23 protein-coding genes and 1 pseudogene are annotated in these 20,671 nt (G+C 73.7%); 9 read left to right on the top strand and 15 right to left on the bottom strand.

The genetic code is table 11. From position 1 onward, the window contains the following. Window positions 1–21: 21 nt before the first annotated feature. Window positions 22–327 carry a 4a-hydroxytetrahydrobiopterin dehydratase gene (locus LE181_RS01340; protein WP_225659007.1) on the bottom strand — a complete coding sequence of 102 codons (306 nt, stop codon included), beginning with the start codon at window positions 325–327 and terminating at the stop codon, window positions 22–24. Window positions 328–525: 198 nt separating this feature from the next. On the opposite strand from LE181_RS01340, the gene LE181_RS01335 reads away from it, so the two are divergent. Both LE181_RS01335 and LE181_RS01330 read left to right on the top strand, forming a co-directional pair. Next, window positions 526–2,301: a hydroxysqualene dehydroxylase gene (locus tag LE181_RS01335; RefSeq protein WP_225659006.1), complete on the top strand. Its 1,776-nt coding sequence runs from the start codon at window positions 526–528 to the stop codon at window positions 2,299–2,301. Window positions 2,302–2,322: 21 nt separating this feature from the next. Next, on the top strand, window positions 2,323–3,138 hold the full coding sequence (locus tag LE181_RS01330) for a helix-turn-helix domain-containing protein (protein WP_225659005.1): 816 nt from the start codon (window positions 2,323–2,325) through the stop codon (window positions 3,136–3,138). On the opposite strand, the gene LE181_RS01325 is transcribed toward LE181_RS01330, so the two are convergent. The 9 genes and pseudogenes from LE181_RS01325 to LE181_RS01285 all read right to left on the bottom strand — a co-directional run bounded on the left by LE181_RS01325 (window position 3,128) and on the right by LE181_RS01285 (window position 10,164). Then, on the bottom strand, window positions 3,128–3,499 hold the full coding sequence (locus LE181_RS01325) for a nuclear transport factor 2 family protein (protein WP_225659004.1): 372 nt from the start codon (window positions 3,497–3,499) through the stop codon (window positions 3,128–3,130). The two genes, LE181_RS01330 and LE181_RS01325, sit on opposite strands and share 11 nt — an antisense overlap. Window positions 3,500–3,651: 152 nt before the next feature. Further along, on the bottom strand, window positions 3,652–4,503 hold the full coding sequence (locus tag LE181_RS01320) for a leucine-rich repeat domain-containing protein (protein ID WP_225659003.1): 852 nt from the start codon (window positions 4,501–4,503) through the stop codon (window positions 3,652–3,654). Between the two features lie 20 nt (window positions 4,504–4,523). Then, window positions 4,524–5,321 (bottom strand): Cof-type HAD-IIB family hydrolase, encoded by a 798-nt coding sequence (locus LE181_RS01315; protein WP_225659002.1) that lies wholly within the window; start codon window positions 5,319–5,321, stop codon window positions 4,524–4,526. Window positions 5,322–5,644: 323 nt separating this feature from the next. Beyond that, a pseudogene (locus LE181_RS01310) lies at window positions 5,645–6,526 on the bottom strand (MFS transporter); the annotation flags it as partial. A 2-nt stretch (window positions 6,527–6,528) separates the two neighbouring features. Continuing rightward, window positions 6,529–6,966: a hypothetical protein gene (locus LE181_RS01305; protein ID WP_225659001.1), complete on the bottom strand. Its 438-nt coding sequence runs from the start codon at window positions 6,964–6,966 to the stop codon at window positions 6,529–6,531. Next, window positions 6,963–8,204 carry a Rossmann-fold NAD(P)-binding domain-containing protein gene (locus LE181_RS01300; RefSeq protein ID WP_225659000.1) on the bottom strand — a complete coding sequence of 414 codons (1,242 nt, stop codon included), beginning with the start codon at window positions 8,202–8,204 and terminating at the stop codon, window positions 6,963–6,965. The genes LE181_RS01305 and LE181_RS01300 overlap by 4 nt, the downstream gene beginning before the upstream one ends. Window positions 8,205–8,253: 49 nt before the next feature. Next, a complete protein-coding gene (locus LE181_RS01295; protein WP_225658999.1) occupies window positions 8,254–8,970 on the bottom strand; it encodes an SDR family oxidoreductase in 717 nt (238 codons plus the stop codon). Then, window positions 8,957–9,718 (bottom strand): phosphoribosylaminoimidazolesuccinocarboxamide synthase, encoded by a 762-nt coding sequence (locus LE181_RS01290; RefSeq protein ID WP_190110678.1) that lies wholly within the window; start codon window positions 9,716–9,718, stop codon window positions 8,957–8,959. Before LE181_RS01290 ends, LE181_RS01295 begins: the two co-directional genes overlap by 14 nt. After that, complete coding sequence (locus tag LE181_RS01285; RefSeq protein ID WP_225658998.1) at window positions 9,715–10,164, bottom strand: NUDIX hydrolase; 450 nt, start codon at window positions 10,162–10,164, stop codon at window positions 9,715–9,717. The genes LE181_RS01290 and LE181_RS01285 overlap by 4 nt, the downstream gene beginning before the upstream one ends. A gap of 553 nt (window positions 10,165–10,717) precedes the next feature. Here LE181_RS01285 and LE181_RS01280 point away from each other — a divergent pair. Then, window positions 10,718–11,458: a response regulator transcription factor gene (locus LE181_RS01280; protein WP_225658997.1), complete on the top strand. Its 741-nt coding sequence runs from the start codon at window positions 10,718–10,720 to the stop codon at window positions 11,456–11,458. 19 nt (window positions 11,459–11,477) lie between these two features. On the opposite strand, the gene crcB is transcribed toward LE181_RS01280, so the two are convergent. Both crcB and LE181_RS01270 read right to left on the bottom strand, forming a co-directional pair. After that, entirely contained in the window at window positions 11,478–11,852 is a 375-nt protein-coding gene (gene crcB / locus LE181_RS01275; protein ID WP_225658996.1) for a fluoride efflux transporter CrcB, read from the bottom strand. Next, complete coding sequence (locus LE181_RS01270; protein ID WP_225658995.1) at window positions 11,849–12,274, bottom strand: fluoride efflux transporter FluC; 426 nt, start codon at window positions 12,272–12,274, stop codon at window positions 11,849–11,851. The genes crcB and LE181_RS01270 overlap by 4 nt, the downstream gene beginning before the upstream one ends. Window positions 12,275–12,477: 203 nt before the next feature. On the opposite strand from LE181_RS01270, the gene LE181_RS01265 reads away from it, so the two are divergent. Together LE181_RS01265 and LE181_RS01260 are read left to right on the top strand one after the other, a co-directional pair. Continuing rightward, window positions 12,478–13,059, top strand: coding sequence for a TetR/AcrR family transcriptional regulator (locus LE181_RS01265; protein ID WP_225658994.1), 582 nt, complete (start codon window positions 12,478–12,480; stop codon window positions 13,057–13,059). A 108-nt stretch (window positions 13,060–13,167) separates the two neighbouring features. Next, window positions 13,168–13,929, top strand: a complete 762-nt coding sequence (locus LE181_RS01260; RefSeq protein ID WP_225658993.1) for an SDR family NAD(P)-dependent oxidoreductase — start codon at window positions 13,168–13,170, stop codon at window positions 13,927–13,929. 102 nt (window positions 13,930–14,031) lie between these two features. On the opposite strand, the gene LE181_RS01255 is transcribed toward LE181_RS01260, so the two are convergent. The 3 genes from LE181_RS01255 to LE181_RS01245 form a co-directional block, all read right to left on the bottom strand. Beyond that, a complete protein-coding gene (locus tag LE181_RS01255) occupies window positions 14,032–15,432 on the bottom strand; it encodes an amino acid permease (protein WP_225658992.1) in 1,401 nt (466 codons plus the stop codon). A gap of 120 nt (window positions 15,433–15,552) precedes the next feature. After that, entirely contained in the window at window positions 15,553–17,658 is a 2,106-nt protein-coding gene (locus LE181_RS01250) for a phage holin family protein (RefSeq protein ID WP_225658991.1), read from the bottom strand. Between the two features lie 91 nt (window positions 17,659–17,749). Continuing rightward, the gene (locus tag LE181_RS01245; protein ID WP_225658990.1) at window positions 17,750–17,953 is read right to left on the bottom strand and encodes a hypothetical protein; all 204 of its coding nucleotides are present in this window, start codon (window positions 17,951–17,953) and stop codon (window positions 17,750–17,752) included. 175 nt (window positions 17,954–18,128) lie between these two features. On the opposite strand from LE181_RS01245, the gene LE181_RS01240 reads away from it, so the two are divergent. The 4 genes from LE181_RS01240 to LE181_RS01225 form a co-directional block, all read left to right on the top strand. Next, window positions 18,129–18,653: a GNAT family N-acetyltransferase gene (locus tag LE181_RS01240; RefSeq protein ID WP_225658989.1), complete on the top strand. Its 525-nt coding sequence runs from the start codon at window positions 18,129–18,131 to the stop codon at window positions 18,651–18,653. Between the two features lie 16 nt (window positions 18,654–18,669). Continuing rightward, window positions 18,670–19,434 (top strand): MBL fold metallo-hydrolase, encoded by a 765-nt coding sequence (locus LE181_RS01235; protein ID WP_225659067.1) that lies wholly within the window; start codon window positions 18,670–18,672, stop codon window positions 19,432–19,434. A gap of 38 nt (window positions 19,435–19,472) precedes the next feature. Further along, complete coding sequence (locus LE181_RS01230; protein ID WP_225659066.1) at window positions 19,473–20,075, top strand: DedA family protein; 603 nt, start codon at window positions 19,473–19,475, stop codon at window positions 20,073–20,075. Between the two features lie 96 nt (window positions 20,076–20,171). Beyond that, a partial coding sequence (locus LE181_RS01225) for an RCC1 domain-containing protein (RefSeq protein ID WP_505016583.1) occupies window positions 20,172–20,671 on the top strand: 500 nt, incomplete at its 3' end.

Raw genomic sequence — 20,671 nt, 5'->3', positions numbered from 1 at the left:
CCGGGGCCGGCGGCGCCGGCGTCAGCGCGCCCCGTGCCCCGGCGCGACCGCCTCGACGCGCCGCGCCAGCTCGACGTCCAGGCCGGTCACCTTGCCGCCGACGCTGTGGGTGTTCACGGCGAGCGCCACGGTGTTGTAACCCAGGGTCAGATCCGAGTGGTGGTTCAGCTCCTCCTGGATCTGGGCGATGTGGATCACCATCGCGGCCGCCTGGAAGTGCCCGTCGAAGGAGTACGTCCGCGTGATCCGGTCGCCGTCCGCGGACCAGCCGGGCAGCTCCTGGAGGCGCTCCTCCACGTCCTTCTGCGAGAGCGGTTCGACTGCCATCACGCATCCCCTCTCATCTCATCGCCTCATCGTCTCGTCACGATCGATGGAGCCACCCTCCCACGAGGCGGCAGCGGATTCGCGCCAATGTGTGCCCGGCGGCACCGACGCGTCGGCACCGGCCTTCCGGGGCGAGGGTGACCCTCTTATGCTCCTGCGCCGTACATGACATGTTACCGGCGGTAGGGGGCTGTGGTCATGGTGAGACCCACGGGTGGTACGCGCAGAGGCTTCCTGGGCGGCGCGGGTGCCGTCGCCGCGACGGCCGCGCTGACCGGCGTGGCCCACGCCCGGCCCCGCGGGCGTGCCACCCCACCGCGGACCGTCGCCGTGCTCGGCGGCGGGGTCGCCGGCCTGACGGCGGCCCACGAACTCGCCGAGCGCGGCTTCCGGGTGACGGTCTACGAACGCAAGGCCGCGCTCGGCGGCAAGGCCCGCAGCATGGACGTACCGGGCAGCGCGAAGGGCGGTCGCAAGCCGCTCCCCGGCGAACACGGCTTCCGCTTCTTCCCCGGCTTCTACCAGAACCTGCCGGACACCCTGCGCCGGATCCCCTTCCCCGGCAACGCCCACGGCTGCCACGACAACCTCGTGCCCTCCACGGAGGTCATGCTGGCCCGCACGCACGGGCGCGAGGACATCCGGATCCCGTTCACCGGTCTCGGCAAGCCGCCGCCCGTCCTCACCCCGGATGCGCTGCTGCGCGCGCTGACGGCCTTCTTCGAGACGTTCTCCCGGCTGCCGGCGCATGAGATCGCCTACTTCGCGGGGCGGCTGCTGGTGTGGTTCACCAGCAGCGAGCAGCGGCGGACGCAGACCTGGGAGCGCGTGCCGTGGTTCGAGTTCACGAGGGCGGCGCGGATGTCGGCCGACTACCGGCAGCTGCTCGCCATCGGCATCACCCGCAACATCGTCGCGACGAAGGCGGAGGTGGCCAGCACCAAGACGGTCGCGACGTGCGTGGAGGCGTTCCTTCTCAACGCGCTGGGACGGGGCGCCGACGGCGAGCCGGACCGGGTGCTCGACGCACCCACCAGCGAGGCGTGGATCGACCCGTGGCTCGCCCACCTGCGCTCGCTCGGCGTGGAGTTCCGGACCGGCTGGGGCGTACGGGACCTGCGCTACGAGGGGGGACGCATCACCGAGGCCGTCGTGCAGGACGCGAGCGGCACACGCCGTTCCGTGACCGCGGACCACTACGTCTCCGCCATGCCCGTCGAACACGCACGGACGACCTGGAACGCGCAGCTCCGGGCGGCGGACCCGCAGCTGGCGCGGTGCGACGCCCTGCACACGGACTGGATGACGGGCATCCAGTTCTATCTGACGGAGCCCACACCGATCATCCACGGACACATCAATCACATCGACTCACCGTGGTCGATCACTTCGGTCGGGCAGGCGCAGTACTGGTCCGGGCGGAACTTCCGGGCCGCCTACGGCGACGGCTCGGTCGCCGACTGCCTGTCGGCGGACGTCTCCGAATGGGACCGGCCCGGCATCCTCTACGGCAAGACCGCCAAGCAGTGCACCCGCGAGGAGGTCGCACACGAGGTCTGGGCGCAGATGAAGGCGGGGCTCAACGACACCGGGCGTACGGTCCTCAGCGACGCGAAGCTGCACTCGTGGTTCCTGGACCCGGCCGTCGAGCTGGGCGGCGGGCAGGCGAGCAACGACGAACAGTTGCTCATCCACCCCACCGGCACCTGGTACAACCGCCCTCAGGCCCGGACGGCGGTCCCCAACCTCTTCCTGGCCGGCGACTACGTGGCCGTCGACATCGACCTGGCCACGATGGAGGGCGCCAACGCCTCGGCCCGCGCCGCCGTCAACGCCCTGCTGGACGAGACCGGTTCCGCGGCCGAGCGGTGCACCATCACCCCGCTCCACCGCGCCCCGGAGCTCGAAGGGTTCAAGCGGAGGGATGAACTCAGGCACCGGCTGGGGCTGCCGAACGCCTTCGACCTGGGATAGGCGCTCGGATACGGTCGGATCATGACGACTGCCGTGGTGGAACGTGGGACGGGCGTGGGCGCGCTGCTGCGCGAGTGGCGGGACCGGCGGCGGATCAGCCAGCTGGAACTGGCGCTCCGCGCCGACTCCTCCGCCCGGCACATCAGCTTCGTCGAAACGGGTCGTTCCCGCCCGAGCGAGGAGATGGTGCTGCGCCTCGCCGACCACCTCGACGTCCCCGTACGGGAGCGCAACGCCCTGCTCGTCGCCGCCGGTTACGCCCCGCGTTATCCGGAACGGACGCTGGAGGACCCGGCGCTGGAGGAGCTGCGGAAGGGCCTGGAGCGGCTGCTGAAGGGCTACGAGCCGTTCCCCGCGCTGGTCGTGGACGGCACGTACGGGGTGGTGGCGGCGAACAGCGGCATCACGATGCTCCTGGACGGGGTCGCCGAACCGCTGCTCACGCCCCCGCTGAACGCCATGCGGATCACCATGCACCCGCAGGGCCTGGCTCCGCGCATCCTCAACTACCCACAGTGGCGCGGCCACCTGCTGCATCAGATGCAACGGCAGCTGGCCCTGCACCGCTCCGCCGCGCTGCGCGCCCTGTACGACGAGGTCAGCGCCTACCCGATGCCGAAGCCGCCGGCGGCCGCGCCGCCGGCGGGTGAGGAGGACGTGCCGCCCTTCGCCCTGCCGATGGTGATCGAACACGCGGGCCGCACCCTGTCGTTCATCTCGACCATCGCGACGTTCAACACCCCCATGGACGTGACCGTCTCCGAACTGGCCCTGGAGACGTTCCTCCCCGCCGACGCGGAGACGGCCGCCGCCCTGCACGCGGGGTTCACGCCGTAGCCGGCACCCGGTCGAGAAAGCCGAGGACGGTACGGATCCGGCCGTCCTCGGCCAGCGTGATCACATCGAACCCGGCCACCGGGGCACTCCCGTCGGCCACCGACACCAGCTCCCACGAGAAGCGCGCGGTGTCGTGGTGCCCGTCGACCTCCCCGCTCCACCGGAACTCGAACCCGGCGAACTGCTCCCGCGCCGCCCCGATGACGGCGGCGACCTGCTCATGCCCCCGCACATCGGCCAACGGGTCGGTGTACGTCCCGTCCTCACTCCACGCCAGCGCCACGGCCTTGGCCCGGCTCTCGGCATCCACGGCGTTCCACGCCTCGAAGTAACGGGTGACGGCGATCTCGTACTGCGACATGGTGACTCTCCTCAAGGGCTGACGACGACGGCGAAGCCGCTGACCACAGCCCCTCGGACCCGAGTGCGCGGGTCCGGGGGGCCGCTTGTCACCACCATGCCGGGAGGGGCGGGTGCGGGGCGATTACCGCAGAAGTAATGGAGACGTACGGGTCAGCTCAGCACCGCGCAGCCGCGTCGTTCGAGGTCCTCGGTCCAGTGGGGCAGGGCGTCGAGGGGGTTCCAGCGGAGATCGAGCTTTTCCAGCTCCGGCAGGTGCGACAGGGTGGCGGGCAGCTCGGTCAGGCGGTTGTTCCGCAGGTCGAGGTGGGTCAGGCCGGTCATGGCGCCGAGGGATGCGGGCAGGGCGGTCAGCCGGTTGTTGCGCAGGTCGAGGAGGCGGAGCCGCTGCAGGTCGCCGAGGGACTCCGGGAGGGTTTCCAGAGCGTTGTCCATGAGCCGCAGTTCCCGGAGTGCGGTGAGGTTTCCGAGGGAATCCGGCAGGCGCGTCAGGTCGTTGCCCATCAGGTGCGCTTCGCGGAGAGCGCGCAGTCGGCCGAAGGATTCGGGCAGTGCCGCCAGCTTGTTGTGGTACAGGCGCAGTTCGCGCAGGGCTGCGAGGTCGCCCAGCCGTTCGGGAAGGGCGGTGAGTTCGTTGTCCGTGATGTTGAGGTACGTCAGCCCGGTGAGCCGGCACAGGGTGTCCGGCACCGCGGTGAGGCGGTTGTTGCTGAGGTACAGGTAGCGGTTCAGGGACGTGAGCCGGCCCAGGGATTCCGGGAGTCCGGTCAGCTCGTTGTGGCCCAGGTCGAGCGTGTGCAGGTGCTGGAGATCGCCGATCGCCTCGGGCAGCGAGGTGATCCGGTTCGCGGCCAGGTTGAGGACGCGCAGGTGCGGCAGGTCGCCGATCCAGGCCGGCACGGACGTGAGCCTGTTCCGGTACAGGTTCAGGCTCTGCAGGCAGTCCGTGCCGCGCACCTCCTCCGGCACCCGGTCGAGGCCCTGGCCCGCCAGATCCCACTGCACGACGTTCTCGTCCGCGCCGGTCAGCCGCCCGTTCCCACCAGTCGTTCGAGGTAGCGGGCCACCCCGTCCTCGTCGTGGGAGAAGGTCACCTCGTCCACGGCGGCCAGGACCTCGGCGTGGGCGTTGGCCACGGCCACCGAGCGGCCGGCCCAGGCGAGCATGGGGAGGTCGTTGGGCATGTCGCCGAAGGCGATGGTGTCGGCACTGCTCAGGCCGAGGCGGGCCGCCAGGCGTGCGAGGCCGGTGGCCTTGTCCACGCCGGCCCGTGTCACCTCGCAGAACTGGCCCGAGGAGAAGGTGACTTCGAATCCGTCGGGCAGGAGGTCCGCGACCGTGCGGTGGTAGTCGAGGGCGGTGCCGTCGGCCTGGACGATGAGCTTGCCGAAGCCCCGTTCGTCCAGCTCGTCCTCCAGCGCGCGGACGCGGCGGGCGTCGGCGCTGTAGAGGGGGTCGAGGGCGAAGTCGTCCTCCAGGAGCAGCTCGGGCCACCGTTCGGTGCCGAGCCGGACGCCCGGCATGCCGCCGCGCAGCGCCGCGAGGGCGGTGCGGGCCGCGTCCTGGGCGATGGGCCGGTGGTCGACGACCTCGTCGAGGCCGAAGTCGTAGGCGAGGGAGCCGTTGCCGCACACGGCGATGCCGGTGTGCCCCAGGGCCTCGGCTATCGGCCGGACGTCCCGGACCGGGCGCGCGGTGGCGATGACGAAGGTGTGCCCGGCCTTGCGGACGGCCTGGACGGCCTCACGGGTGCGGTCGGTGACGCTGGTCCGGGAGTCGAGCAGGGTGCCGTCGAGGTCGGAGACGATCAGGAGTGGTTTCACGGGTGCGTTGCCTTCACGGAGCTGGTGGCCGGGGGGTGCGCGGCGGCGCGCAGGAGGACGAGGGCGACGAGGGTGGCGACGAGCGCCGCGAGTCCGGGGACGAGGAAGGAGGCCCACAGGCCCAGGTGCTGTTCGGCGACGCCCGCCGCGGACGAGCCGGCGGCGTTGCCGGTGAGGATGGCGGTGACCATCCAGGCGAACGCCTCGGTCGCCGTGCCCGGCGGGGCCACGTCCCCGATGATCGCGAAGCCGCAGGTCAGGACCGGGGGCAGGAACAGGCCCGCGAGGAAGACCAGCGCGACGGCCACGGCCGGCGGGGGCACGAGCGCGAGCAGGAGGTAGCAGCCCGCCATGCAGGCGAGGAGCACCTGCAGTTGACGCACGGTCGTGGCCTTCCACTGCCGGGCCCCGTAGAACAGCCCGCCGATCAGGGCGCCGGCGGCGTTGACGCCGAGCAGGATGCCGGAGAGCCCGGCCTGGCCGGTGTGCTCCTGGTACGCGACGGTGACGATGTTGAGGCCGCCCAGCCCCACACCCACGCAGGCCAGGGCCACCAGCAGGCGACGGAGCATGCCGGAGCGCAGGGGCCCGGCCCAGTCGGCCCGGCGGGGCTCGCCGCGCCACCGGCGGACGGGCTCGGGGCTCACGTACATCAGCGTCCCGGCCACCATGGCGGCGGTGGTGACGGCGAGGGCGGCCCCGGGGCCCGCGAGCCATCCGATGAGCACCACGAATACGGGGCCCGTCGCGAAGACGACCTCCTGCAGCGAGGCGTCGAGCGCGTAGGCCGTGGCGACGGCGCGCTTGTCGTCGAGGACGTCGGGCCACAGGGTGCGCAGGCACGGCTCCAGCGGAGGGGAGGCCAGTCCCGCCACGGCGGCGGCGGCCGCCGCCGCACCCGTGTTGTCGCCGCCGGCCCAGATCAGGGCCAGGAAGCCGGCGGCGGAGACCACGGCGCTGATCCACAGCACCCTGGGCTGGCCGTGCCGGTCGACGGCCCGGCCGAGCAGCGGACCGCCGACGGCGGTGGACAGCCCGTAGAGGGCCGTGATGCCGCCGACGACCCCGAACCCCATGCCGTGCGACCGCAGGAAGAGGGCGATGCCCAGCGGTGCCATGCCGTTGGGCAGCCGGGCCAGCAGGTTGGTGGCGAAGAGGTAGGTGACGTGGGGCCGGCTCAGGCAGTCCTTGTACGGGGCGAGCACGGTCAGCGCCTCATTTCGGCGGTGCGGCCCCCGGCGTCGTGCAGGGTGAGCGTGACCTCGGCCAGGAGGCCGTCACGGAAGCCGAGGAGGACGTGCCCGTCGCCGCGCAGCTGCCGGTCGCGGGGGCCCTTCCGCAGGTGCAGCCAGAGCCAGGCGGCGTCGGCGTCGAGCGAGATGCCGGGCCCGGAGTTCTCCGTCACCGAGGAGGAGGAGTACGGCGCGAGCAGCCGGACCACGGTGGGCGTCAGGCCCTTGATGTCGGCGTCGAGGACGCGCCCGTCCTCGTCGAGGTCGAGCACGGCGCGCGCCGGTACGGACTCGCGGTGCACGGGCGTGGGCGTGTGCGCAGGCGTATGTCGGCCGTCGGGATGCTCGTAGCGGATGTGGAGCCGGCCGGTCTCCTGCTGCCAGTCCACTTCGATGGGCTTGATCATGCTCATTGCGACCGTCCGTAGGTCCGACACCACATCCACGCGATCTCCTCGCATTGCTCCACTGACAGACGATGCGCACCGGGCCGGTACCGGCGGGTGGCCAGCTCCCGGATGCACAGGTACATCTCGCAGCACAGGAGGTCATGCAGCCGGCCGACGATCTGCTCGTCCACATGTCTCGGTGCCGCGCCGGCCACGACGTAGAGCCCGTTGTCCTTGAAGCGGCACACGGCGATGCCGTCCTGCTGCTCCACCACCGCCAGACCGGCCGCGAGGCGGTCCGGTGCCGAGGGGCCCGCCGGGGACCCGTCGGTCAGGACGACCGCGCCGTCCCGCAGCAGGGCCAGGGCGTCGGCGTCCCGCAGGAGCTCGCCGTGCGGGTCGACGAGGACGTCGGCCCACTGCAGCAGTTCCTGACGGTCCATCGCCCGGTGGCCGGCCAGGACCGCAGCGCACCGGCGGATGGGGTCCGCGTCGTGCACGCCGATCCGGGCCCCCAGGCCACGCAGGGCGGTGGCCACGGCGGCGTCGCCCGTGCCGAAGGCCAGGACGCCCACGTTGGCGTCGCCGGCCGACCGGCTCAGCCCCTGCCGCAGGGCCGCCTCCAGGCCCTGGGCGAGTGCCTGGCCCGCCGGTTCCTGCAGGAGGGGCTCCAGCGGACTGCCCACCGTGGTGAAGACCGGCAGGCGGGGCGGGCTCGCGGCGCCCGGCGGCGCCGTCTCCTTCCACTCCGCGCTCTTGACCAGCCCGCGCACCGCGGGCCCGTCGAGCAGCGCCTCGTCCGCGGCGTCCCACAGGCCGCTCGGGGCCTGCAGGACCACGCCCGCCGGGGTCCGCCGGGACACGCGGCCCGCGTACTCGGCGGCCGTGCGCCCCAGGTCCTCGGGGCGGTCGGGGACGAGCACGGGCGTGTCGCCGAGACCCTCCCAGCGGGCCGCGGCACCCGCCCACCGGCCGGTCACCACCGCGGCGACGTCCAGGGCGCCCGACAGGACGCGCAGGTACTCCACGGTGCCGGCGCCCAGTTCGCCCGCCAGCACGAGCCGGGTCTCCGGCACGGGCCAGCGCCGGACCACTTCGCGCAGCACCGGGAGCCTGGGGGGCGCGGCGGACGGGAAGGGCGCGGCAGGGCCGCCGGCGGTGCCCTCCGCCGGGGCGGACGGCTGACGGGCCATCGGTGCGTCCCCGGGGTGGCCGGGGCGCCCGACGTAGAGAGCCGCGTGCTCGGTGGGACTCTGGATCACGGTGGTGTCCTTGGTTGTGCACCTGCTCCGGCGAAGGGCGCCGGAGCTCTTACACGTGCTGCAGCCGGGCGATGCCCGATATCTGCGGGTCGGGCAGGCGGGCGGGCCGGATCTCGACGTCGCCGACGACCAGGTCGGCGGGCTGGTCCTGCACCAGGGCGCCCACGCAGCGGGCGACGGACTCGGTGGCCATCTTGTACGGGGTGTCGTCGCCGTCCAGGTTGGCGATGGCACCGGGGCTGACGAGGGTGGCCCGCACGCCGTGGACCCGCTCCTCCAGCAGGAGCGTCTCGACGAGGGCCTTCAGCGCGGCCTTGGTCGCGCTGTAGGCGACGCCGCCCTCGAAGAAGCGGGTGCCCGCGTGGCTGCCCATGATCACGTAACTGCCGCCGCTGCGCCGCAGGTACGGCAGCGTGGCCTGCACGACCCGGAAGACGGAGGTGAGGTTGACCGCCACCGACTCGTTCCAGTCGGCCACGTCCAGCTCGGCGATCGGGGCGAAGGCGCGGGCGACGGCGTTGGTGACGCACGCGTCGAGCCGGCCGAACCCGCTCAGCACCTCCTCCAGCGCGGCGTCCACCGCGGCCGGGTCGGCCAGATCGCAGATCCACTCGTGCATCCAGGACTCGCCGGAGGACGTGCGGTTCAGGGCGGCCACGCGGTAGCCCCGGCCGTGCAGCTCCCTGGCGATGGCCAGGCCGGTGCCGCGGTTGGCCCCCGTCACGAGCGCCACCGGGGCGCGGCCGCCGCCGTCAGGCGATGCCATCGAGGAGCCTCTTCCACTGCGTGACGATGTCGCTCTCCGACGCACCGCGCCGGAAGAGGTCCTTGTCGAGCGGGGTGCCGTCGGGGTGGCGCAGCCTCATGCAGTCGGGCGAGACCTCGGAGATGAGCACGGGCTCGCCCGACGCGTCCTGGCCGAAGATCAGGCAGAAGTCCCAGACCTCGACCGGGGCGAGCCAGGAGATGAGGGAGGCGTTCACGGCCAGCGCGCGGTCGCGGTACGCCTCGACGGGCACGTCCAGCGCGCGCAGGTAGTCCTCGCCGATCGGCTGGTCCTCGGGGTCGACGCGGTAGTCGAACTTCACCACCGGCCGCGGCAGCGGCGCGTTCTCCTCGAACAGTCCGGGGTACTTCACCAGCGTGGACCCGATGGCGCGGTTCTTGACGATCACCTCGAACGGCGGCGCCTCGTGGTACTCGGCCAGGTACGCGGTGGGCGAGAGGCGGCGGACGAACGCGGTGCGGATGCCGGCCTTCTCCAGCTGGGGCGCGGCGCGCTCGTAGAAGTCCAGGCGCAGCGGGCCGGTGTCCTCGAACAGCTCGTCCCGGTCGAAGGTGAAGCTGCGCAGGCTGGGGATGAGCTCCACCATGACCAGGCCGGCGGGCAGGAGCCACAGGCGCTTGCTGCGTCCCTCGATGTCCGGCGTGCGGCTCTCCCGCAGGGACCGCAGCGTCTCGTCGGGCAGGTCGACGACCTCGGCCCGGGTCGTCGGAAGGTGATGCTCCGTCATGAGGGACGGCCTTTCTCTTCGGGTACGGCGGGGAGGTGGCTCCCCGGTGGATCGCAAAGGCCCCGGTCGCGGGCGTGCGGGAGGAGAAGGAGGGTCGTGGCGTCCGCGGCGGGCTGCCGGGGCGCCTGTGCGAGCGCCTCCTCCAGCGGCGGTTCCGGGAGGCGGACGTCCTCGCCCTCCTCGGCGACGCCGCCGGGGCCCGTCCTCACGGCGGGGTCGTCCTCGGCGGTGGAGGCGGTGGAGAGGTGGGTGCGTCCGGAACCGGGCTGCGGGGCCGGGGAGGTGACGAGCGCCGGGCGCAGCTCGCCGGCGCGGCATCCGGTCTGCTCTTCGGCCCCGCGCCGGGCCGGCAGCCGGAACCGGCCGGCGAGGACGACCGGTCGGGACGTGCGCGAGGGGAGCGCCCCGCACACGGCCGGAGCCTCGTGACGCTCAGGAAGCGCCATGTGGCCGGGTGTTGATGCCGGCGAGGAGGGAGCGCGGCTTTCCGGCCGGCTCGTCCCGGGCGAACCTCGTGGTGCCCGTCATTCCGGAACGGCCTGGACAGTCATCGCTTCCCCCCACTTCGGCAGTGCGCCGGCGAAATCCATCGAACTGACCCCATAGCCAGTCGAACAACTATGCGTTCTGGCATTTCAACTCAGCAGCCGACGCCCGGACAAGTGCCCCAAAGTGCTGCTCGTCGGAGGTAGCCGTTCGGCTACCTCCGACGAGTGCGCATGGAAGCACCTCTACCGGAATGCTCTGGTCAGGGGCCGGTCGCCCGGTGCCGATCAGTGCCGTGCAGCGCGGTGGCGGGGGCGCGGCCGGGGCCCTGTAACGCACCGAAACGGGGGCGCCGGAAGCGCGGTGGCGCGCGTCCACCACCCGGCCCCCGGGAGACCGGATCGCGTCAAGAAGCCCTCCGTTGGCTCAAAACGGCTGTTCACGGCCTGCTCGGCTGCATACCTTCAGCGCGGGTATCACGCGCTGGGATGACCACGACCAGGGGGGCCGGACATGGAGGATCAGCAGGCTGCGCGGGTGGGAGCGGTGGGGATACGGGAGCCGGGCACGGCCGCGCCCGGCCGTCCGGCGGGCGTCACCGGACCGGCGGATCCGGCCACCCGGCTGCGCGTGCTGTGGCTGGCCCACGACGAGGTCGCCTTCTACGGGCTTCCGGCTCTCCTCGACCGGGTTCCGGTCATCGGGGCGCACCGGGTGTGCCAGGACGCCGGCACCGCCCAGCGGCTGCTCCAGGAGGAGCCCTTCGACGTGTGCGTGCTGCCGTCGGCCGCGTACACCCACTCGCTGGACGCGCTGGTCTCCGCGAGCGGCACCAAACTGGTGCTGAGCCTGTCCGACGCCTCGTCGCCGTTCCCGGGGCACCTCGCCTACGGCAAGGCCGTGGACGCCTGGCTGGTGGAGCAGCACATCACGCTCAACACGCTGTGGGAGACGTTCGCCCAGCTGGTGTGGCCCGTGCCCGCCCCGCGCGGTGCGGCCGACCCGGACGGGGCAGCCGGGCACCGTGCCGCGCGCGGGCTGAGCCGGGTCACGGACCGGGAGCGGTCGGTGCTGCGGCTGCTGGTGCGCGGCCAGAGCAACCAGCAGATCGCGCGGGCGCTGGGGATCTCCATCCACGGGGTGAAGCGCCACGTCTCCAACCTGCTGCTGAAGTTCGACTGCTCCAACCGCACGGAGGTGGCCCTGGCGGCGGCCCAGCTGCGGCTGGACCAGCCGTCGAAGGCCATCGGCTGACGTTGCAGCCGTCGTCGCCTCACCCCTGCAGCGCCTGGGCCAGCCCCGCTCCCAGGTAGGCGGCTCCGAAGCCGGCCGCGACGCTCGCCGCCACGTTGGCCGCGGCGAGCAGCCGGGCGCCGCTCTCGGCCAGCCGCAACGTCTCGTACGAGAAGGTCGAGTACGTGGTCAGGGCGCCCGTCAGGCCCGTGCCGAGCAGGAGCTGGAGGTGCGAGGGCGCGGCGGTGCCCTTCGTGACGCCGGTCAGCAGGCCGAGCACCAGGCAGCCCAGCACGTTGACCGTGAACGTCCCCCAGGGGAAGACGCCCTCGTGCCGCCGCTGGACGGTCCGGTCGAGGAGGTAGCGCAGCGGTGCGCCGATCATTCCGCCGGTGATCACCAGGAGCCAGGTCATGCGCGCGCCCACTCCCGTCCGGGCAGCAGCAGCCGCACGGCCCGGGCCCCGGACCAGGCCGCGGCCACGGCCGTCAGGGGGGTCAGGACCGTGCAGGCCAGTCCGGCCGCGGCGCGGCCGTCGCCCAGCAGGCCCTGGGAGTCCACGACGTAGGTGGAGAAGGTGGTGAAGCCGCCGAGCACGCCGGTGGCGAGGAAGGGCCGGGCGAGCGGCCGGGCCGGCCACACCTCGGTGAGGACCGTGGCCAGGGCACCCATGGCCAGGCAGCCGACGATGTTGACCGTCAGGGTGGTCCAGGGGAAGCCGCCGGGCGCGACCGGCCAGAGCCGGGCCGCCGCGTAGCGGGCCGCGGCGCCGAGGCCGCCGCCGAGCGAGACCGCGCAGACGGTCGCCGGCGTCCGGGACTTGGGGGTCCGGGGCACTTTTCTGTCACCTCTCCTACTCGCCGGGCGCGCGGGCGCCCCTCGTCGCAAGTAGGGACCGTTGGCGGCCGATCGCCGCGGTTGGTGACGGCGGGCCCCACCGCCGCGCAGTTCCCGGGGGGAACCGCTCCCCTACGGTACCCCAGCCCCCTGCACCCCCGCTTTCTTGACCGTTCGTTCCAGATAATCCTAAGATCCAGAACGTGGCCAGGACCAAGGAATTCGACCCGGACGCCGCCCTGCAGTCAGCCCTGGAGCTGTTCTGGCGGCGCGGCTACGAGGCGACGTCGATGGCGGACCTCGTGGCGCACCTCGGCATCGCCCGGGCGAGCCTGTACGCGACGTTCGGCAGCAAGCGCGAGCTCTACCTGAAGGCCCTGCAGCGCTACGGCGAGCAGCACGGCCCGGCCCTGGTGGAGGAGCTCTCCCAGCCGGGCCCGGTCCTGCCGGCGGTCCGCGGGCTGATCCGCCGGTTCGCCGAGGAAGCGGCCTGCGACGAGCTGCGGCGCGGCTGCTTCGTCACGAACACCGCCGTCGAGCTCGGTCCGCACGACCCGGAGACCATGCGCCGGGTCGAGGAGAGCTGGCACAGCGTGGAGACCGTGCTGACCTCGGCGCTCATGCGGGCCAGGGCGCAGGGCGAGCTGCCCGCGGACCGCGATCCGGTGGCCCTGGCGCGGATGCTGCTGGTGCTGATGCAGGGCCTGCGGGTGGTCGGCAAGGCGGGTTCCGCGCCCGCCCGGCTGCGGGACGCCGCCGACCAGGCCCTGGCGCTGCTGGACTGACCCGCCCACCCGCACCGCACAACGACTGCCCTCTCTCCCGGCACCGGCCGGGGAGGGACCAAGCACGCCCCGATTCAAGACCGATCGTTCTTATAAGGAGTGACCGTCATGACCGCACGCTTCACCGGCAGGACCGTTCTCGTCACGGGCGGCGGCACCGGCATCGGCCGGGCCATCGCGCTCGCCTTCGCCCGCGAGGGCGCCTCCGTCGTGGTGGCGGGCCGCCGTCCCGGGCCGCTGGAGGAGACCGTCGCCCTCGTCACGGCCGCGGGGGGCGAGGCCACCGCCGCGACCGCCGACGTGACCCGCCCCGAGGAGGTGCGGGCCCTGGTCGAGGGGGTCGTGGCGCGCTACGGCGGCCTGGACGTGGCCGTGAACAACGTCGGCGTGTTCGTGCCGCCCGCCAGGATCGCGGACATCCCCGAGGACGACTGGCACACCGTCATGAACGCCAACCTCACCGGGCTGTGGCTGTCGATGAAGTACGAGATCGGCCACATGCGCGGCAACGGGGGCGGCGCCATCGTGAACGTCTCGTCCAACCTCGGCGCCCACAAGCGCCTGGCGACCCTCGGCGCGTACGCCACCAGCAAGGCCGCCGCCTCCGTGCTGACGCGCAGCGCGGCCCTGGACCACATCGGCGACGGCGTCCGGATCAACGCCGTCAGCCCCGGCGCCGTCGAGACCCCCATGTCGTCCCGGCCCGGCGAGTCCGCCGCGGACAAGGCGGAGCGGATGGGCCGCGAGGTGCCGGCGGGGCGCGCGGGCACCCCCGAGGAGATCGCGGCCGCGGTGCTCTACCTGGCCTCCGACGAGGCCGGCTATGCGGTGGGCACCGAGCTCGTCCTCGACGGCGGCGTCACCGCCTGAGAACCGCCCGGGAGGCGACCGGGATCCCCCGGAACGGCTGTGGCCCGGCGGGCGTCCGAGGACGCCCGCCGGGCCACGTTCAGCACTGTTTCAGGCCACCGGTCAGCCCACGAGCTCCGGCTCGGCGGCCTCCGTCTTCGCGGCCTGCGGGGCGACGGGCTCGTCCTGCCCGGCCTGCTCCGCTGCGGCCGGCCGGCGGGCCGCCATCCAGACGTAGACGAGGATGCCGGCGAAGAGGAAGAGGACGCCCTGGTAGACCGCCGCGTACCCGGCGCCCGCCACCAGCCAGAAGGAGAAGGCGAAGCCGCCGAGGGCGAGGATCATGTCGCGCGTCATGCGGCCGGGGTGGACCTTGTCGCGCGCCCCCGTGAGCAGGAAGTACACCTGTGCGGCGGTGGCCAGCAGGTAGGGGACGGTGGCGGAGAACGTGGTGATCAGGACCAGGATCTCGAAGACCCCGCTCACGCCGACCGTGTAGTTGACGATCGTCAGCACCGAGGCGAGCACGGCGGCGGCGATCACACCGGCCGTCGGCACGCCGCGCCGCTTGACCGCGAACATGGCGGGGAACAGCCCGTCCTTGGCGGCCGCGTAGGGCATCTGGGCGCTCATGAGCGTCCAGCCGTTGAGCGCTCCGGTAATAGAGATCACGGCGGCCAGCGCGATCAGCGTGCCGCCCCAGGTGCCGCCGAACATCGCGTTGACCGCGTCGGAGAAGGGGGCGGTGGAGTCGACCAGCTTGTCGTGGGCCACCGTGCCGAAGACGGAGACGGTGCCGAGCAGGTAGACCACGGCGGCGCCGATGGTGCCGATGACGCTCGCACGGCTGACGTTGCGCTCGGGGTCACGGACCTCGCCGGCGCTGATCGCGGCCGACTCCACACCGACGTAGCTGTAGAGCAGGATCGCGGCGGAGGCGGTCAGACCGCCGGTCCAGTTGCCGCCGCCGGTGGTGAAGGGACCGAGGTTGTCCGGGTCGAAGAAGAAGAGACCGACGACCGCCACGAAGAGCATGGGCAGGAACTTCAGCACCGTGGAGACCATCTGCACCGCACCCACCCAGCGGGTGCCGGCGAGGTTCGCCAGCGCGGGCAGCCACAGCAGGGCCAGGGCCAGGACGAGGTCCAGCCCCTTGGACTCCTTGCCGCCGGTGAGCACGTGGAGGTAGCCCACACCGGCGACGGCGAGGGCGGCGTTGCTCACCCACGTCATCGTCCAGTAGGACCACGCGGACAGGAATCCGGCGAAGTCACCGAATGCCTCGCGTGCATAGACATACGGACCACCGGTACGCGGGAAGCGTCCGGCGAGGCGGCCGAAGACGAGGGCCAGCGCGATCGCGCCGATCGTCAGGACCCCGAACGCCAGCAGGCTGACCGTGCCGTAGGGGGCGACCGAGGCGGGCAGCATGAAGATGCCGCCGCCGATGATGTTCCCCATGACCAGGGTGATGGCGGTGGGGAGGCCGAAACGGCGTGCGGGTGCGCCGTCGGAGTCGTGCATGGGAGGTGCGCCTCTCGTGCTGCGGGCAGGTCGCCGATTCTGGGGCGACACCGCACACCCGTGCAAGAGCACAGGTATGTGCGACAGCACATATTGACCGCGGAGCCGCAAGGCGCAAAATTAGAATTTTTTGTCCCGCACGGCCGGGCTGTCGACCGTAAAAGGTGCGGCCGCAGGGGCCGCGGGCCGTGATTCGTCCACCGGGACGCCCTCATGCGGAATCCGCTCCCCCGCAACCGTCCCGGCCGGTATTTGCGGTCGCCCACGCGCCTCGCCCAGCCAGCGCCGCAGCACCCGGTGCACCGCCTCCGCCCCCACCAGCTCCCCTCCGTCCCCCACCGGTGCGCTCAGCTCCGTGGGCCACAGCAGGAACGGCCGGCTCTGCTCGCCGCCCAGCCCGCCGTGCGAGCCGATCTGCTCCTCGAAGGCGTGCACCTCGCCCGTGGCGGGGTCGTAGGCGGAGTTCACCATGACGTCCGCCGCGTGCGGGAAGCCGGCGGTGCGGCGCACGGCCGCCACCGCGCCGGGCCCCAGGCCGCGCAGGGGGCTGTGCTCCGCGCCCTCTCCGGTGTCCAGGTAGTGCTCGCGGCCGCCGGACCCGAGGACGACCGGGCCGCGCTCCGCCGACCGTACGAGCACGAAGCCGACGCCCGGGTGGTCGGCGAGCGTGCGCAGCAGGTGCGGGTGGTCGCGGTCGATGCGCTCACGGCTCGCCCGCCCCGGCACCCGGGGGAAGGACACCAGGCCGAGGTTGCCCGAGGCCAGCACGACCGGCTCCGCACCGCGCGCCGGGCCGGTCAGGGCGGTGCGCACGAGCTCGTCGAGGGTGAGCCCGTAGCGGGCGGCGAACGTCTCGCCGGGGCTCTGTCCGTGGTCGGAGAGCAGCACGATCCGGTACGGGCGGGGGGCGTGCTCGGTGACCTTGGCGATCAGGGCGACGGCGCGGTCGAGTCCGCGCAGCACCTGGTGGGTGTCGCGGCCGCGCGGCCCGGAGTGGTGGGCGACCTCGTCGTAGCCGACGAGGTCGGCGTAGACGCAGGTGCGGCCGGAGAGGATGTCGCCGAGGACGGCGGCGACGACCACGTCGCGCTCGACGACCGTCACGAAGGCCCTGATGAAGGGGTAGAGGCCGCCCCTGCCCAGGCGCGGGCTCTCCCGGCGGAGCCTGGCGCGCACGGACTGGCCGATCTCGCGCACCACCTCCGCCGCGTAGGAGACGGCGGTGCGGGTGGCGTTGGCGGGGTCGGAGAAGTAGGCGAAGTAGCCGGAGCGCGAGCGGTTGTGCCGGCCGCGCCGCGCGGCGACCGACAGGACGAGGGCGAGCTGGTCGGCACCGCCGGTGAAGAGGTTGCCGCGGCTGGCGCCGTCGGCGGCGAGCAGCCCCGCGTCCCCGGTGCGGGCGGCGGCACGGCGCTGCAGCTCGGCGGCGCCGGCGGGGCGGTTGCAGACCATCACCTCGCCGGTCTCCTTCTCGTACCAGCGGAAGGCGGGCACGTCCTCGTTCGAGCCGTGGAGGATGCCGAGCTGGCTGGCGCCGGTCTGGCTGGACCAGTCGGTGCGCCAGGCGGTGAGCCGGTGGCTGCCGGCCGCCCAGGCGGCCACGGTCGGCATCAGGGGTGGCCGGCGGCGGCCGCGGGCGCCGGTCCGCTCGCGCAGCGCGTCGCACAGCACCGCGTGCCCGACCCCGTCGAGCTGCAGGAAGACCGTGCCGGGCGTGGACTGCCGGCCGGCGGCCTGCCCCCGCCGGCGCCGCTTGCGGTCGGCGAGGCGGGCGAGCCGGCGGCGGTAGGCGCCGTCGTCGCGCACGGCGACGAACCCCCCGGCCGCGGACGAGGCGGCGGACACCACGGCGGCGACCACGACCGCCGTCTCCGGTTCGGCGGTGCCCCCGCCCACGGGGACCAGGGCCAGCGCCGCGAGCAGCAGCGAGCCGTTGAGGAAGAAGACCAGCAGCCCGAGGACGCAGGCCGGTACGAGGAGGAACGCGCGGACGAGCAGCGGCCAGACGACGGCGGTGAGCAACGAGAAGGCCCCGGCCCCCGCCGCCGCGGCGAGCAGGAGGCGGGCGGCGCCGTCACCGCCGGCCGGCTGCAACCGGAAGTCGGGGAGCAGGCCGGAGAGGAGGAGCAGGGTGAGGGTGGAGACGGTCCAGGGCAGCACCGCGCCCAGCCACCTCTCCCGGACCGTCCCGCCCGCACGGCGGACGGCGCTGCGCAGCTGCCCCATGAGGGCAGCGTAGGCCGGGCGGTGCGCCCGGCCCGGCCCGTCGGATCACGGCAGGGCGGGATCCGGCCAGGTCGCGTCGGCCGGGCGGGACCTACGACGCGGGCGGCGGCTCGTCGTCGTGGGTGCGGTCCAGGGTGGGGTCGAGGGCGGATTCGTAGGTGCCGCTCCCCCGGCAGTGCGGGCACTGGCCGGCGCGGTGGACGGTCTCGGCCAGCCCCCGGAACGGGTCGGGGCCCACGCAGTGGGCGAGCGCGCGCGGGGTGTATCCGGAACCGTGGCACCACGGGCACGTCATGGACCGCGGCTCGGGTCCGTGCGACGACTTGTGTTCACTCACCGGGACCGACCAGCCCTTGCGCGCGACGACCGTTGGCCCCGCAAAGCCTAGACCCCCGGGGCGGGTTCCGGCCGTACTGGCCGGAACCGGCGCCCCGGGTGGGTTCGGTGCGACGGCTGGGAAGGATGGCGGCATGACCTGCCTTCGCACGCCCCGACTGACGCTGCGCCGCTGGCGCGAGGACGACGTCGCCCCCATGGCGGCCATCAACGCCGATCCCGAGGTGATGCGGTGGATCGGGGACGGTTCGGTGCGCGACCGGCGGCAGACCGCGGAGCGCATCGCCGCCTGGGAGCGCGAGTGGGACGAGCACGGGGTGGGGCTGTTCGCCGTGGAGTGCCGTGGGACGGGGCGCCTGGCCGGTTTCGCGGGGCTGTCCGTGCCGGCGTTCCTGCCCGAGATCCTGCCCGCCGTGGAGCTCGGCTGGCGGCTGGGGCGCCCGTACTGGGGCCGGGGGCTGGCCACCGAGGCGGCGCGGGCGGTGCTGGACTTCGCGCTGCGCGACCGCGGGCTGGCCAGGGTCGTCAGCGTGCACGCCGTCGGCAACACCGCGGCCGAGGCCGTCGCGCGCAAGCTCGGCATGCGGCGCGAGCGCGAGACGACGCACCCGGCCTTCGGGATGCCTTTGTGCGTGCACGTCCTGGAGGCACGCTCGTAACGTGACGAACGCGAGCGTGGAGATCACGTGGTGGGGGCACGCCACCGCGACGGTGGTGGACTCCGGCGTCCGGGTCCTGACCGATCCCCTCTTCGTGCCGCGGCTGGCGCATCTGCGCCGCCGCCGCGGTGCCCTGCCGCCGCCCGAGGCGGCCGTCGCGGACGTCGTGCTGGTCTCCCATCTGCACGCCGACCACCTGCACCTGCCCTCGCTGGCCCGGCTCGCCCCGGGCACCGCGCTGGTCGTGCCGTACGGCGCGGCCGGCGCCGTGCGGGGCCTGCGCAGGCTGGCGGCCGGGCACCGGCTGCGGGTCACCGAGGCGGCGCCCGGGGACGAGGTGGCCGTCGGGGAGCTCCGGATCCGGGCGGTGCGCGCCGAGCACGACGGGCGGCGGCTGCCGTGCGGGCCGCACCGGTCGCCCGCGCTGGGCTATGTGGTGCGGGGCACGGCGAGGACGTACTTCGCCGGTGACACCGGCCTGTTCGCGTCGATGGCCGACGAGGTGGGCCCGGTGGACGTGGCGCTGCTGCCGGTCGGCGGCTGGGGGCCGTTCCTGGGCCACGGTCACCTGGACGCGGCCCGGGCCGCGCGGGCGCTGGCCCGGCTGGGGGCGCGCAGTGCGGTGCCGGTGCACTACGGCACGTACTGGCCGATCGGCATGGACGCGGTGCGGCCGCACGAATTCCACGCGCCCGGCGAGGAGTTCGCCCGGCTGGCGGCCCGGTACGCGCCCGGGGCGGCCGTGCACCGGCCGGCGCACGGAGAGTCGGTGCTGCCGTGACGGTCGCCCTCGGGGACGTGGCCGCGCTCGCCGGTCCGGTGGCGCTGGCGGGCCGGGCGGGAGCCGCGGAGCCGACGCAGCAGGCGGTCGGCTATCCCTCGCTGTTCCTGCTGGTGGTGCTGGGGGCTCTGGTGCCGGTCGTGCCGACGGGGGCGCTGGTGAGTTCGGCGGCGGTGGTGGCCTTCCACCAGGACTCGCCCTTACCGCTGTTGGGGGTCTTCCTGGTCGCCGCCGGCGCCGCCTTCCTGGGCGACACGGTCCTGTACGGGCTCGGCGAGCGCGGGGTCGCCTCCCGCAACGGCTCGCGCTGGCTGCGGCGGCTGCGCGAGCGGACGGCGCCCGAGCGGCTGGCGCAGGCGCAGGCGAAGCTGGACGAGCACGGGGTGACGGTGCTGGTGCTGTCCCGGCTGGTGCCGGCCGGGCGCATCCCGGTGATGCTGGCCTGTCTGCTCGCGCGCGTGCCGGCCCGCCGCTTCGCGCGCGGGGACGTGCCCGCATGCCTGGCGTGGGCGGCCACCTACGAGGTCATCGGGGTGCTGGGCGGTTCGCTGTTCGCCCGGCCGTGGGAGGGCGTGGCGGCGGCCGTGGTCCTGACGCTGGCCGTGGGCGCGGTGCCGTCGCTGCGGCGGCGGCTGCGCTGACGGCCCCGGGCTCACCTGTTCGGCCGTGCCGCAGGTGCCGCGGCCTGCGGAAGCGACCAGCGTGTACCTCACCGGGCCGCAACCGGAGGAGGGTTCATGGCGGTCGTACCGAGCCATGCCGGGCAGCTGCTCGCCGGGGGGCTGAGCCTCCAGGGGCAGGTGCGGGGGATCCTGCGGGCGGCGGAGGGCAAACGGATCGCGGGGATCGCGGCGGGCGGCTACCACAGCCTGGCCGTGAGCGACGAGGGGCGGCTGCTCGCGGCCGGACTGGACGAGGACGAGCAGGTCTCCGGCATCGTCGCGGCCGCGGGCGCGAGGGTGGTGGCCGCCGTGGCGGCCGGCGGCTTCCACAGCCTGGCCGTGGCGCACGACGGCCGTCTGCTGACGGCGGGCAAGGACCACAACCAGCAGGTGTCGGGGCTGCGCGCGGCCGCCGAGGGCCGGCGCGTCACGGCCGTGGCCGCCGGTTCGGTGCACTCGCTGGCGGTCACGGACGTCGGCGGGCTGCTCGCCGCGGGCCACGACGGCGACGGGCAGGTGTCGGGCATCCTGGCCGCGTCCCGCGACGAGCCGGTGGCGGCCGTCGCGGCCGGGGA

It is taken from the genome of Streptomyces sichuanensis (assembly GCF_020328095.1).
GTDB lineage: Bacteria > Actinomycetota > Actinomycetes > Streptomycetales > Streptomycetaceae > Streptomyces > Streptomyces cinnamoneus.
The sequence above is the reverse complement of the archived record's forward strand: the minus strand, read 5'-3'. Positions and strand labels throughout refer to the sequence as shown.

Coding starts and splice junctions, on each gene's coding strand:
- LE181_RS01240 (WP_225658989.1), top strand. CDS start 18,129: ATGACCTGCCTTCGCACGCCCCGACTGACGCTGCGCCGCTGGCGCGAG.
- LE181_RS01285 (WP_225658998.1), bottom strand. CDS start 10,164: ATGGCGCTTCCTGAGCGTCACGAGGCTCCGGCCGTGTGCGGGGCGCTC.
- LE181_RS01280 (WP_225658997.1), top strand. CDS start 10,718: ATGGAGGATCAGCAGGCTGCGCGGGTGGGAGCGGTGGGGATACGGGAG.
- LE181_RS01305 (WP_225659001.1), bottom strand. CDS start 6,966: ATGAGCATGATCAAGCCCATCGAAGTGGACTGGCAGCAGGAGACCGGC.
- LE181_RS01260 (WP_225658993.1), top strand. CDS start 13,168: ATGACCGCACGCTTCACCGGCAGGACCGTTCTCGTCACGGGCGGCGGC.
- LE181_RS01335 (WP_225659006.1), top strand. CDS start 526: ATGGTGAGACCCACGGGTGGTACGCGCAGAGGCTTCCTGGGCGGCGCG.
- crcB (WP_225658996.1), bottom strand. CDS start 11,852: ATGACCTGGCTCCTGGTGATCACCGGCGGAATGATCGGCGCACCGCTG.
- LE181_RS01330 (WP_225659005.1), top strand. CDS start 2,323: ATGACGACTGCCGTGGTGGAACGTGGGACGGGCGTGGGCGCGCTGCTG.
- LE181_RS01295 (WP_225658999.1), bottom strand. CDS start 8,970: ATGGCATCGCCTGACGGCGGCGGCCGCGCCCCGGTGGCGCTCGTGACG.
- LE181_RS01325 (WP_225659004.1), bottom strand. CDS start 3,499: ATGTCGCAGTACGAGATCGCCGTCACCCGTTACTTCGAGGCGTGGAAC.
- LE181_RS01250 (WP_225658991.1), bottom strand. CDS start 17,658: ATGGGGCAGCTGCGCAGCGCCGTCCGCCGTGCGGGCGGGACGGTCCGG.
- LE181_RS01255 (WP_225658992.1), bottom strand. CDS start 15,432: ATGCACGACTCCGACGGCGCACCCGCACGCCGTTTCGGCCTCCCCACC.
- LE181_RS01340 (WP_225659007.1), bottom strand. CDS start 327: ATGGCAGTCGAACCGCTCTCGCAGAAGGACGTGGAGGAGCGCCTCCAG.
- LE181_RS01290 (WP_190110678.1), bottom strand. CDS start 9,718: ATGACGGAGCATCACCTTCCGACGACCCGGGCCGAGGTCGTCGACCTG.
- LE181_RS01245 (WP_225658990.1), bottom strand. CDS start 17,953: ATGACGTGCCCGTGGTGCCACGGTTCCGGATACACCCCGCGCGCGCTC.